This window comes from Streptomyces sp. NPDC048338 (assembly GCF_043201055.1).
Classification (GTDB): domain Bacteria; phylum Actinomycetota; class Actinomycetes; order Streptomycetales; family Streptomycetaceae; genus Streptomyces.
Genome location: NZ_JBICYQ010000002.1, coordinates 572083 through 584164, shown reverse-complemented (window position 1 = coordinate 584164; position 12082 = coordinate 572083). Strand labels below are relative to the sequence as shown.

Sequence of the window (12082 nt, the reverse complement as noted above, 5' to 3'; positions counted from 1 at the left end):
AAACAACGGTCCCCGCCTCGTGAAGGTGAGTCCCATGGCCCCCCTCCCCCGCCCCGCCCCGCTGAGCGGGGTCACCGTGCTGGACTGCGCCACCCTGTTCGCCGGGCCGCTGGCCGCGACCGTGCTGGGCGACTTCGGCGCCGAGGTCATCAAGATCGAGCACCCGGTCCGCCCTGATCCGGCCCGCACGCACGGCCCGGCGAAGGACGGCGAGGGGCTGTGGTGGAAGATGCTCGGCCGCAACAAGCACACCGTCACCCTCGACCTGAGCCGGCCCGCCGGCGCCGAGCTGCTGCTCCGGCTCGCCGCGCAGTCCGACGTCCTCATCGAGAACTTCCGGCCCGGGACGCTCGAACGCTGGGGGCTGGGCCCGGAAGAACTCCACCGCGTCAACCGGCGGCTGGTCGTGGCCCGCGTCACCGGCTTCGGCCAGTACGGCCCCTACGCCCGCAGGCCCGGCTTCGGCACCCTCGCCGAGTCCATGAGCGGCTTCGCCGCGCTGACCGGCGAACCGGACGGGCCTCCGACGCTGCCGCCCTTCGGGCTCGCCGACGGAGTGACCGCGCTGGTCGCCGCCTCCGCCGTGCAGACCGCCCTGTACCACCGCGACGTGCACGGCGGCCCGGGCCAGGTCGTCGACCTGGCGATCATCGAACCGCTGCTGACCCTGCTGGGCCCGCAGCCCACGGCCTACGACCAGCTCGGCACCGTGCCGCCCCGGACGGGAAACCGGTCGGTGAACAACGCCCCTCGGAACATCTACCCCACCCGGGACGGCGCATGGGTGGCCGTCAGCACCTCCGCCCAGTCCGTCGCCGAGCGGGTCATGAAGCTCGTCGGGCATCCGGAGGTGACCGCCGAACCCTGGTTCGCCGGGGGTGCCGGCCGGGCGGCGCACGCGGACCTGCTCGACGCCCAGGTCGGTTCCTGGATCGCGGCCCGCGACCGGGACACGGTGATCGCGGCCTTCGAGGAGGTCGAGGCGGCGATCTCCCCGGTCTACGGCATCGCGGACATCTTCGAGGACCCTCAGTACCGGGCCCTGGACTCGCTGACGACGGTGGAGGACCCGGATCTGGGGCCGCTCCGCATGCAGAACGTCCTCTTCCGGCTCTCCGCCACACCCGGCGCCATCCGCTGGACCGGCCGCGCTCACGGCCGCGACACCCGCACGGTCCTCGCCGAGCGACTCGGCCTGTCACCCCGCGAACTGGACGGCCTCGCCGCCGACCGCACGATCTGACCGCCCGCCCCTTCTCCCCCTCGCCTTCCCTCGGAGATTCCATGAACAGCGTCCACGGGTACCGCGGCGGGCCGGTACGGCTGGCCGGCGCTCCGGTGCTCGACCTCGCCCATCCGATGCGCCGGGGCATGCCGCAGTCGCCGAACCATCCCCCCTTCCGCATGCTGCTCGAACGCCGGCACGGCGACCACGTCCGTGCGGACGGCGGATCCGCGGCCAACGAACTCATCGTCACCGGGGGCCACGTCGGCACGCACGTCGACGCCCTGGCGCACGTCTCGCAGGCCGGGCTGCTGCACGGGGGCATCCCGGCGGGCACGGTCCAGAGCCACGAGGGGTTCGCCCGGCACGGCATCGAGGAGTTCCCGCCGTACGTGGGCCGGGCGGTCCTCCTGGACGTCGCCGCCGTGCACGGGGTGCCCGTCCTGCCCGCGGGCTACGAGATCACCGTCGCCGACCTGGAGAAGGCCCGGGACGCGGCGGGCGTGGACATCGGGGCGGGGGAGGCGCTCCTGATCGGGACGGGCTGGTCCCGGCACTGGGCGGACCCGGCGGTCTTCACCGGCCAGGAGCACGGGGCGCCCGGTCCCGGGCCGGCGGCCGGGGCCTGGATCGCGGAGCGGGGAGTGCGGGTGACCGGGGGCGAGACCATCGCCTTCGAGCACATCGCGCCCGGCCGCGGGCACGCCGAACTGCCCGTGCACCGGCGCCTGCTCGTGGAGGCCGGCGTCCACATCGTGGAGACGATGCGGCTCACCGGGCTCGCCGAAGCCGCCGCGCGTCGCCGGCGTGCGGACTTCCTGCTGGTGCTGGCGCCGCTGCCGGTGGTCGGCGCCACCGGTTCCCCCGTCCGCCCCCTCGCCCTGCTCCCGGACGACGGGACGGAGGACCGGGCATGAGCATCACGGAGCCCGAGGGGTACGCGGCGCGGCTGGCGGCCTTCGCGGCGGCCTGCCGGAGCGACGGGACACCGCGGGAGATCGCGGCGGACGCGGCGGCGCGCGTCCTGGACTGCCTCGGCAACAGCCTAGGGGCCCTCGGCCCGCACACCGGCGAGGCCGCCGGCCCCTCGCCGCAGGCCACGGCGCTGGCCATGGCCCGCGCGGCCGGTGGAGCCGGGGAGGCCACCGCCGTCGGCAGCGGCGCGCGGCTGCCGGCCGATCGGGCCGCGCTGGTGAACGGCACGCTCGCGCACGCCCTCGACTTCGACGACACCCACCTGCCGTCCGTCCTGCACCCCACGGCCGCCGTCCTGCCCGCGGCGCTCGCCGCCGCCGAGGCGACCGGGGCCACCGGGGCGGCGCTGCTGGCCGCGCTGGCGGCGGGCGGGGAGGTGTGCTGCCGCCTGGGGACGGCCTCGTACGACCCGGAGCTGCGCAACTCCGTGTTCTTCGAGAAGGGCCTGCACGCCACCTCGATCTGCGGGACCGTGGGCGCCGCGGTGGCCGCGGGCCTGCTGTACGGGCTGACCGAGGCGGAGTTGGCGCACGCCATCGGCATCGCCTGCTCGATGGGCGCCGGGGTGATCGAGGCGAACCGGACCGGCGGCAGCGTCAAGCGCCTGCACTGCGGCTGGGCGGCCCACTCCGGGGTGTGCGCCGCCCAGTTCGCGGCGGGCGGGATCACCGGGCCGCCGACCGTGCTGGAGGGCCGCTTCGGCTTCCTGACGGCGTTCCTGGACGAGCGGTGGACGGCGGGGCCGCTGCTGGCCGGCCTGGAGACGATGGGCGCGGCCGGCAACTGGCAGTACGCGCGGACCGTCTTCAAGCCGTACCCCTCCAACCACTTCACCCACCCCGGGATCGACTGCGCGCTGGCGCTGCGCCGGGCGGGGCTGCGGGCCGAGGACGTGCTGAGCGCGCAGCTCGGGGTGGCCGCCGCGCCCCGGCGGACCATCGGGGAACCGCGTGCCGAGAAGACGCGGCCCCGGACGCCGTACCACGCGAAGTTCTCGGGCCCGTACACGGTCGCGGCGGCGCTGCTGTCGGACACGGGTGAGGGGGGCGCGGCCGCCGGTCCGGGGCTCGGACACGCGGACTTCTCCCCGGCGGCGTTCACCGATCCACGTCGGCTCGCGCTGGCGGAGCGGGTGGAGGTGGTGGCCGACGCCACGTGCGACGCGGAGTTCCCGCACGCCTTCAGCGCGGTACTGCGGGTCCGCACGCGCGGCGGCCGGCTGAGGCAGACGCGGGTCGCCGGTTCGCTGGGCGGTCCCGGCGCCCCGCTGTCGCGGGAGCAGCTGGCGGGCAAGTTCCGGCTGAACGCGGAGCCCGTACTGGGCCCGGCGCGGGCGGGCGCGGTGGTGGCGGCGGTACGGGCCCTGGGAACGGCGCCGCGCGGCGCGGTCGGAGCACTGCTGGCTCTGACACGGACCGGGTGAGCGGGATGCGGCCGCCGGCACGAGGAGAGCCGTTCGCGCCCCCGGCGCCGCCGGGAGGGGAGCGTCAGGGCCGGTGGTCCCCGGAAGCGGGCGGCCGGTGCGAGGTGGCCAGCAGGCGGCGGGCGGCGCGGACCACGGCTTCGTCGACCATGCGACCGTCGGGGTCGGTGATGACGCCGGAGCCGTTCCGGACGGCCTCGTCGAAGCGTTCCAGCAGGGCCCGGGCGGCGGCGACCTCCTCCGGTCCAGGGGCGAAGGCGGCATGCACGACGGCCAGTTGGCGGGGGTGGACGCAGGCCCGGGCGCGGTAGCCGAGGTCGCGCAGGGCCCGGGTGCCGCGCGCGAGCGCGTCGAGGTCGGTGTAGTCGGTGCTGACCGGGCCGACGGGTGGCAGCAGTCCGGCGGCGGCCGAGGCGAGCAGGACGCTGGTGCGGATGGCGGTGAGAGCCCCGCCGGGCCCGTCGGGTGCGTCCGCCGGGGCGATGCCGAGTTCGGCGCACAGGTCGGCCTCGCCGAGGTGCAGATGGCGTACCCGGGGTGCCTGGGTGATCGGCCGGACGTCGAGTACGGCCGCGGCCGTCTCCAGCAGCGGTGCGAGGGCGATGCCGCCCGGGGCCAGCCCGTGGCGTGTCTCGGCGGCCGTCAGGACGGCGTCCTGGGCGGCGACCGCTTCGGCGCCGGAACATTTGGCGAGGCAGAAGCCGGTCACGGCGGGACCGGCCAGCAGGGCGCTCTCCGCACACCCCCGCTCCCCGGGGTTGACCCGGATCCAGATCTCCGGCGTCCGGTCCGGGGCGGTCTCGGCCAGCCAGCCGTGCACGAGGGCCAGCGCCCGGTCCTTGCCGTGGGCGGGAACGGCGTCCTCCAGGTCGACGATCAGGGCGTCGGCGCCTCGGGCGGGCGCCTTGGCGAGCATCTCCGGGCGGTCGCCCGGCACGTAGAGGTAGGAGCGGGGCGCGGAGGGGGGCTGGTTCGCGGTCATGGCGCGGCGCTCCGATGCGCTGGGGTGAGGGGGGCGGCCCGGTCGCGCCCGGCACCCGGAGAGGGTCCACGCGCGTGCCGCGAAGGGGAGTCGGACGGCAGATCCACCCTAGGAGCGCGGGGTGTTCCGGTCAACGGTCGTGTTTCGCTGGGGGATTCGCCGTTTCTGGATGGTTGCGCGTCCCGAAACGCAGCTTTTACCGCGGCGGCTGTCCGGACCCTTGACACGCCGCGTGCCGGGCGGGCTGTATGGGAGCCCAGGCGAAACAAAGTTCCGTACAGGGAAACTCGTCGCTTCCGTCGAGAGGAACCCACCGCTCATGCACCCTCGACCCGCCAGACCCGCCCGGACCCGGGGTGGTGCCGCGCTCGCCGCGCTCGTGGTGGCCGCGTCCGGCTCGCTGGTCCTCGCAGGATCGCCCGCCCACGCCGGCAGCGCGTCCGTCACCTACGACTGCGTCTTCAGCTCCTCCCACTCGCTCTTCACCACCACCGCCACCCTCACCGCCCCGGCCACCGCGGCGGCCGGCGAGACCGTGGACGTCACGCTCAGCCTCGCCGGCAAGGGTCCGGCCAACGGCCCCGTCGCCCTGCCGGCGTCCAGCGTCGTCCCCTCGGCCAAGATCCTCGTCTCCGGGCAGGCACCGATCACGCTCACCGCCCCGGCCTCGAACCCGCCGATCCCCGCCAAGGGCGAGATCCCGATCCCCGATCTGACCGGCAGGCTCACCGTGGCGCAGCCCGGCACCGTGAGCCTGACTCCCGACCAGCTGACCCTGGACATCCCGAGCTACGGCCTGTCCCTCGGCTGCACCCTCCAGGGCACCGCCCCCACCCTGCACACCATGACCGTCACCCCGGCGGCGGGCGGAGCCGCCGCGGCCGTCACCGGCATCTCCGGCCGGCCGGCCTCGGACACCACCGGAGCCCGTCCCGGGGACGTCGTCACCCTGACCGGAACCGGCTGGGATCCCGCCGCCCCGATCGGCGCGGCGGAGCTGTGCTCCCTGGCCGGCACCGGCTGTTCGGGCGCCGACCTCACCCCCGACCTGCGGGTCGGCGCCGACGGCAGGCTCACCGGTACGGTGACGATCGGCGCGGGTGCGGCCCCCGGGCCGCACCGGCTGAAGCTCACCCAGGGGACGGCCTCGGTGTCCCTCGTCCTCGGCGTCCTGGGCACCCGCACCCTGCAGATCACGCCGGGCGGAGGCGGACCGGGGACCAGTGCCACGGTCAGCGGCGCCAGTTTCGACCCCGGCGACGAGGTCGGCGTCACCGCCCTCGACAAGGACGGCAGGCCGCTGGGCGGGGCGGGACCGACCGCGCCGGTCGACGCGCGGGGCAACTTCACCGCCACCCTCGTCCCGGCCGTGGGGGCCGTGACGATCGTGGCGACGGAGAAGGACGGCGGGGACACCGCCGAGATCCCGTGGTCCGGCAGCGCCAACGGCGGCGCCTCCGACCAGACGCTGAAGGTGGTCGTCAGCGGCGGCGCGCTCACCATGTCGGCGGAGCCGGGCGAAGTGGTCCTGTCCCCGGTCACCGTGGACGGCACCGCGGGCGCCTCCACCGGCAGTCTGCGCGCGCTGGAGGTCAAGGACTTCCGCGGCACCACGGAGGGCTGGTCGCTGGTCGGCACGGTCACCGACTTCCGCAACGCCGCCGGAGCCGTGATCCCCGCGTCCCGGCTGTCGTGGACCCCGCAGTGCGCCGTCCACCCGGGCGCGGCCGCGGCCTCCGCGGTCGTCCCGGGCAGTGCCGGGCCGCTCAGTTCCACCACCGCGGCGGCGCTGTGCACCCAGGCGGCGAGTGCCGACCCGGCCTCGGTGACGGGTGGCCACTTCGACGCGGGCGCGGCGCTGAACCTGCGTGTCCCGGAGATCGTGCAGAGCGGCGAGTACGCGGCCGTGCTGCGGCTGACCCTGTCCTGAACCCCATCCTCACGGCAGCGTGCCGGCGGCGGGCCCGTGTGCCCGCCGCCGGGCACCGGCGAGAGCGGAACCATGACTCCTTCGCGCAGCGACCGCCCACCCGGGCGGGTCCCCAGAACTTCCCACCCCGCAGCGGCCGTTCTGCTCGTCGTGCTGCTCACGTGCCTGCTCGCGTCCCTGCCGGCGGGATCGCCGCCGGCCGCCGCGGCGACGGGGGCCGGGGCGGGCGGCGCCGGGAGCGGTGGCAACGCCGGCGGCAGCAGTGCGTGGGCGGTGCGGCCCGCGGGGACCGCCGACCGGACCGCCTTCGTCATGGACTCCGCACCCGGCGCGATCGTCAGGGACGCGGTCCGCGTCAGCAACCTGTCCGACGCCCCGCTCTCCTTCCAGGTCTACGGCTCGGACGCCTACAACACCCCGCGGGACGGCGCCCTCGCCTACCGGCAGGCCGGCGAGGCGCAGACCGGGCTGGGCGGCTGGCTCGCCCTCGGTACGAACGCCCTCGTCATCCCGCCCGGCCGGGCCGCCGACATCCCCTTCACGCTGAGTGTGCCCGCCGACGCGCCCCCCGGCAGCCACGTCGGCGGGATCGTCGCCCTCAACAACGCCGTCGAGCAGGCGGGCGGGACCTCCGATGTCGACGTGGGCATCCAGCGGGCCGTCGCCGTCCGGATCCAGCTGACCGTGGAGGGGCCGCTGACCCCCGGGGTCGCCGTCCGCTCCGTCCGGGTGCGGCACCGCCCGGCGGGGGCGCCCTTCGGCGGAGCCCGCGCCACCCTCGCCTACACGGTCGTCAACACCGGCAACGCCGCTCTGCGGCCCACCGTCTCACCCCGCGTCAGCGGCCTGTTCGGGCTGCGGCGGAGCGCCTTCGCCGACCGAACGCTCCCCCTTCTCCTTCCGGGGCAGAGCGCCGAACTCACCGTCGACTGGCCGGAGGCGCCCGGCACGGACTACCTCACCGCCTCCGTGCGCGTCACCGCGCCGGGGCTGCCCGCGGCCTCGGCGCAGAACGGCCGGGTCGTCGTGTTCTGGCCCACCGTCGGCGCGGTGGCCGGGCTGCTCGCCGTCCTCGCCGGCGCGCTGGGCCGGATCCGGCGGCGGCGCGGCGCCCTTCCCTCGACCGGGGTGGTGTCATGACACTCCGCCGCCTGCTGAGCGTCCTGCTGCTGCCGGCCGTGACGGTCCTCTCCTTCGTCGGCGGCGCCGGTCCCGTCGTGGCGGCTGCCGCGACCGGGCCGGCCGTCACGGTGGAGGGGGCCCGGGCCGCACCGGGTCGCCCGGTCAAGGCCTCCGGAACGGGCTGGCGGCCGGGGGCGACCGTCCAGGTCGAGATCTGCGGCGGCGGTGCGCGGCGCGGCAGCGCCGACTGCGACACGCTGCGCGCCGCGGTCGCCCTGGTCGCCGCGGACGGCACCTTCCGGCTGACGCTCATCGCGGGGGCGCCGCCCGCCGCCTGCCCCTGCGTCCTGCGGGCGGTCGCGGCGCAGGACGGGGCCCGGGCCCAGACCCCGCTGCACGTGGCGGGGGCGGCCGGCGGGCCACCGGCGACCGTGCCCGCTCCGGTCGTGCGGGTCGACGTGGTCGCGGCGACCCTCTCCGGAGGCCCGCGGTTCGGCGAGCTGTTCGGCGCTCCCGCGCACCGCACTCTGACGGTGACCCTGCGCAACCCCGGCGACCGGCCGCTGGGACGGGCGCCGCTGATCGTGGCCTGGGGGCCGGGGGCGACCGTCGACCTGCCCGTGGGCATCCCGGTGACGGCGGAACTGCCGGCTCGCGCCGAACGGACGTACCGGATCCCGGTACGGCTTCCGGCGGCGGCGTTCGGCCGCTACTCGGTGGGCGGCCGGTACGCGTCGGCCGAGTTCTCCGTCACCACCGACCTCTACCCGTGGGGGCTGCTGGGTCTGGCCGCCGTCGCCGTGCTGCTGACCGTCTTCACCGTCTCGGTCGCCGTGCGCCGGGGCGCCGAGAGGCGCCGGGTGGTGCGGGCCCGGCGGAGGGCGGGCGCGGTGGAGCTGCCGTCGTTCGTCGCGGCGGAGCTGCTGGCCGGCGTACTCGCCGCCGGGGCGGCGGACGACGCGCGCCCGGGGCTGGTCAGTACGCGTGCGGTGGTCCGCACGCTGGCGGGCGAGGCCGCCCTCGTGGACGCGGGCGGGCTCCGGGCGCTGGCCGGCATCTTGCGCACGTCCCTTCCGGACGAGGAGCGGTGATGGCCTCTCTCACGCCCTACTCCATCGGTCCGCGTCCGGACGTCTGGGCGGGCGCGGCCGCCGGACTGGCCGGCGGGGCGTATCTCGCCGCGGCCCCGTTGCTGGGCGGGCCCGTCGGGATGCCGGGCGAGGCCGTCCGGTATCTGCTGCTGACGGGCCTGCTGCTGGCCGGGGCGGTCGGACACGTGCTGCGGCGCCGCGGCCGGGCGACGGGAACCACGGGGGCGGCCCGCCGGGCGGCGGCCGTCTGCGTGCTGGCCGGGGCCGCCCCGCTGCTCGGCTCGCCCATGGTCTTCGCGGGGCTGCTGGTGGCGGCCGCCGTCCTCGCGGGCGGCTCGCTCGCCCTCTACTGGCCCGGGTACGCCTGGCATGCGGCCTGCTTCGCGGGGGCGGCCGCCGGGGGCGGTGCCACGGTGCTGCTCGCGGAGCGGCCCCAGGTCGTCTGCGCTGTCGGGTGCGGTCTCGCCGCGCTGCTGCTGGCGCCGGCCGGCCTGCGGTCCGCCGCCCCGGACGACGGCCTCGACGCTCACGCCGCCCTGTCCGGGTGGACGGTGGCCGCGGTGGGCGCGGCGGTCTTCGGCACGCTGTTCGCCGGTCAGAGTCTGGTCGTCTTCCGCTGGGAGCTGCTGGGCGGCGCGGGCGCCCGGCCGTTCGCCTGGGCCGCCTCGGCGGCGGCCGTCATGACGTGCGGGCTCGCCTTGGCCGGCGGACGGCCGGGGACGGGCGCCGGTGCGCGTACGGCGCTGTTCGCGGCCGGGCTCACGGCGGCGGTCGCGGCCTGTGCGGGCGCTGCCCGGGCCTGGCAGTTCACCCTGGCGCTGGGGCTGGTCCTCACCTGCGGGGCCGCGGCGGTGGCGGGCGCCGGGCGGCGCGGCCCGCTCGACACCGGCCACGCGGTGGCCGGGGTGCTGGGCGGGGCCGCCGCCGTGACGGCGGTCGTCCTGTCCGGCAGGCTGCTGGGCGGCCCGGACTCCCTGGCCGCGATCGGCCTGGCCCCCGCGGTGGCGGCGGCCTTCGCCCTGATCCGCAGCGGCAGGCGCACGGCCGCCACCGATCCGGCCGGTCCCGCCGCCGACCCGTCGGGTGTCGCCACCGCCGTGGACGGCGCCGGTGCGGTGCGGGGGGTGGGAACCGCCGGCGGCGTCGAGGCCGGCGGTCCTGCCGGAAGGTCCGGCTCCCCCGGACCGGCTCCGCTCCGCGTCCGCGGCCTCGGGGTGAGGACCGCCGGGGGGACTCCCGTACGGCGGCTCGGGCTGACGGTGGAGGCGGGAGAGATCACGTATCTGACGGACACGCTGCCCGGCCGCCGCGCGGGGGCGGTCCTCGCCGTCCTCGGCGGGCTGCGCCGGGCCGATGCGGGGAGCTGGTGGCTGCGGGGTCACGACGTGTCCCGTGTCGCGGAACGGGGGCGATGGGATCTGCGGATGTCGGCCTACGTCGATCCGTCGGACCCGGCACGGGCGGGCGCCCTGCCGCAGGGGCATCCGGCGGCGTCGGTGACGGACGCCGTCGCGGCCGCCACCGCGCACCTGGGTCCGGAGCGGGCCGCGGTACTCACCGCGGGCGCACGCACGGCCTTCCCGTTCCTCGCGGCCAAGGGCACGGAGGACTGCGCCGTGCTCGGCCCCGACGAGCGGTGCGTCCTCGGGCTGGCCCAAGCCCTCATCGTGCAGCCCGCGTTGCTGCTCCTGGATCTGACCGGGCCCGGCTGCGGACCGCTCGCGGCGGATCCCGCCGTCACGGCCGTCCTGCGCCGCATCGCCGACGGGGGGACGGCGGTGCTCGTCGCCGCCCCCGCGGGGCAGGCCGTACCGACTCCGCGTCCTCTTCTGCTTCCCGTGTCCGGCGGCACCCGGGCAGCTCGGCTCCGACGGAACGGAAAGGCCACATCGTGAGGACCTCCCTGGCGCACCGGACCGGCCGGACGGCACTGGCCGCGACCGCGGTGCTCGCCTTGGCCGGCGCGGCGGGCCCCGCCGCGGACGCGGCCACCGTCCGGGTCTCGGCCGCCACCGGATTGACCGAGGGCCGGCGGATCACCGTCGAGGGCACCGGGTTCCGCGCCGGTCTGACGTCGGTCGCGGTCGGCCTGTGCAAGAAGGGCTACACCGGCAACAGGGACTGTGATCTGGCGGGCGGCGCCCGCCTGGTCACGATCGGCCCGGACGGCGTACTCCCCCGGGTCACCCTCACCGTGCACGCGCGCTTCGCCGGCATCGACTGCCGTACGACGCCGTGCGTGATCGGTGTCGCGCCCCTCCCGTCCGGTACCCCGCCCGCGCTGATCGCCGCGAACAGCGTGCAGGTCGCCGTCGGCTTCGTGGGCGGAACGGTCCCCGGCGAGGCGTCGGGATCGGGGCGGGCCGCTCCCGCCGGCGCCGCGGCCGCCCCGGCCACCGCGCGGGTCGACGACTGGAGCGGGCCGTCCACCCCGATGTGGGCGCTGTCCCTCGGCGTGGCCGGCGCCTGCCTCCTGCTCGGTGTCCACTCCCTCGTCCGGGGCCGCCGGGGGGCGGCTCCGGCGGGGCCACCGCTGTCCCCTGCTGGTTCTGGAGGAACCCATGACATCGCTTCGTAGAAGTCGCCGCGCGGGCGCGTTCGCCGCGGCGGCGGTCCTGGCGGCGATGGCGGCCGGCCCGGCCGCCGCCGCCGCCGGGACGCTGACCGTCAGCAGGTCGACCGGACTCGCCGTGGGAGACACGGTGACGGTGTCCGCGAAGGGGCTGAGCCCCGATCAGGGCTTCGTGCCGATCGGACTGTGCAAGCCGAAGCCGGCCGGCCCGGCCGACTGCGAGACGTCGCCCGACGCCGCGGTGATCGGGAAGACCGACGGCTCCGGGGTCTGGCACAGCGCGGCGGACAACGCGGCCACCGCCCGGATCACCGTCAAGGCGAAGGCCGGCGGGGCGGATTGCACGGCGAAGCCGGGGAACTGCGTCATCGCCGTGTCGATCTCCTCGACGAAGGAGCTGGTGGAGGTGCCGTTGACGGTGCGGGCGGGCGGCCCGGGTCCGAGCGGCCCGGCGCCCTCGGCCTCCAGCCAGGTCCCTGGCCAGGCCACCGGGGGCGGCGGGGGCACAGCGGCGTCGGGCGGGGGGAGCGACGCGGGGTCGCTGCCGCGGACCGGTTCCACCGACGGCCTGCCCGTGGCCGCGCTGACGGGCGGCACGCTGCTCCTGCTCGGCGGCTGCACTCTGGTCCTGCTGCGGCGCGGCGCCCAGGTCTGAGGACCGGCGGTCAGGCTCGGTCAGGTCCGGTCCGGTCGACTCGGGTCCGCTCGGGTCCCGTCCGGTCCGCCCCGGCAGCGGTCGGGCGCGGGGCGCGGGTTCGACCG

General features: G+C 77.0%; 10 protein-coding genes. 9 read left to right on the top strand and 1 reads right to left on the bottom strand.

Annotated elements, in window-relative coordinates; genetic code table 11:
• The first annotated feature begins 34 nt into the window (after window positions 1–34).
• From ACGFZF_RS07220 to ACGFZF_RS07210, 3 genes are read left to right on the top strand one after another with little or no spacing between them, the layout of a single operon-like run.
• Window positions 35–1243, top strand: coding sequence for a CaiB/BaiF CoA transferase family protein (locus tag ACGFZF_RS07220; RefSeq protein ID WP_393551685.1), 1209 nt, complete (start codon window positions 35–37; stop codon window positions 1241–1243).
• Between the two features lie 41 nt (window positions 1244–1284).
• Window positions 1285–2142 (top strand): cyclase family protein, encoded by an 858-nt coding sequence (locus ACGFZF_RS07215; protein ID WP_393551683.1) that lies wholly within the window; start codon window positions 1285–1287, stop codon window positions 2140–2142.
• A complete protein-coding gene (locus ACGFZF_RS07210) occupies window positions 2139–3623 on the top strand; it encodes an MmgE/PrpD family protein (RefSeq protein ID WP_393551681.1) in 1485 nt (494 codons plus the stop codon). The genes ACGFZF_RS07215 and ACGFZF_RS07210 overlap by 4 nt, the downstream gene beginning before the upstream one ends.
• Window positions 3624–3687: 64 nt before the next feature.
• On the opposite strand, the gene ACGFZF_RS07205 is transcribed toward ACGFZF_RS07210, so the two are convergent.
• Entirely contained in the window at window positions 3688–4605 is a 918-nt protein-coding gene (locus ACGFZF_RS07205) for an HpcH/HpaI aldolase/citrate lyase family protein (protein WP_393551679.1), read from the bottom strand.
• Between the two features lie 319 nt (window positions 4606–4924).
• On the opposite strand from ACGFZF_RS07205, the gene ACGFZF_RS07200 reads away from it, so the two are divergent.
• The 6 genes from ACGFZF_RS07200 to ACGFZF_RS07175 all read left to right on the top strand — a co-directional run bounded on the left by ACGFZF_RS07200 (window position 4925) and on the right by ACGFZF_RS07175 (window position 11975).
• The gene (locus ACGFZF_RS07200) at window positions 4925–6535 is read left to right on the top strand and encodes a hypothetical protein (RefSeq protein ID WP_393551677.1); all 1611 of its coding nucleotides are present in this window, start codon (window positions 4925–4927) and stop codon (window positions 6533–6535) included.
• Window positions 6536–6685: 150 nt separating this feature from the next.
• The gene (locus ACGFZF_RS07195; RefSeq protein WP_393551675.1) at window positions 6686–7675 is read left to right on the top strand and encodes a DUF916 domain-containing protein; all 990 of its coding nucleotides are present in this window, start codon (window positions 6686–6688) and stop codon (window positions 7673–7675) included.
• Window positions 7672–8748, top strand: a complete 1077-nt coding sequence (locus ACGFZF_RS07190) for a hypothetical protein (RefSeq protein ID WP_393551673.1) — start codon at window positions 7672–7674, stop codon at window positions 8746–8748. The genes ACGFZF_RS07195 and ACGFZF_RS07190 overlap by 4 nt, the downstream gene beginning before the upstream one ends.
• On the top strand, window positions 8748–10643 hold the full coding sequence (locus tag ACGFZF_RS07185; protein WP_393551671.1) for a hypothetical protein: 1896 nt from the start codon (window positions 8748–8750) through the stop codon (window positions 10641–10643). Before ACGFZF_RS07190 ends, ACGFZF_RS07185 begins: the two co-directional genes overlap by 1 nt.
• Window positions 10640–11326 (top strand): neocarzinostatin apoprotein domain-containing protein, encoded by a 687-nt coding sequence (locus tag ACGFZF_RS07180; RefSeq protein WP_393551669.1) that lies wholly within the window; start codon window positions 10640–10642, stop codon window positions 11324–11326. The genes ACGFZF_RS07185 and ACGFZF_RS07180 overlap by 4 nt, the downstream gene beginning before the upstream one ends.
• Window positions 11310–11975 carry a neocarzinostatin apoprotein domain-containing protein gene (locus ACGFZF_RS07175; RefSeq protein ID WP_393551667.1) on the top strand — a complete coding sequence of 222 codons (666 nt, stop codon included), beginning with the start codon at window positions 11310–11312 and terminating at the stop codon, window positions 11973–11975. The genes ACGFZF_RS07180 and ACGFZF_RS07175 overlap by 17 nt, the downstream gene beginning before the upstream one ends.
• The last annotated feature ends 107 nt before the right edge of the window (window positions 11976–12082 follow it).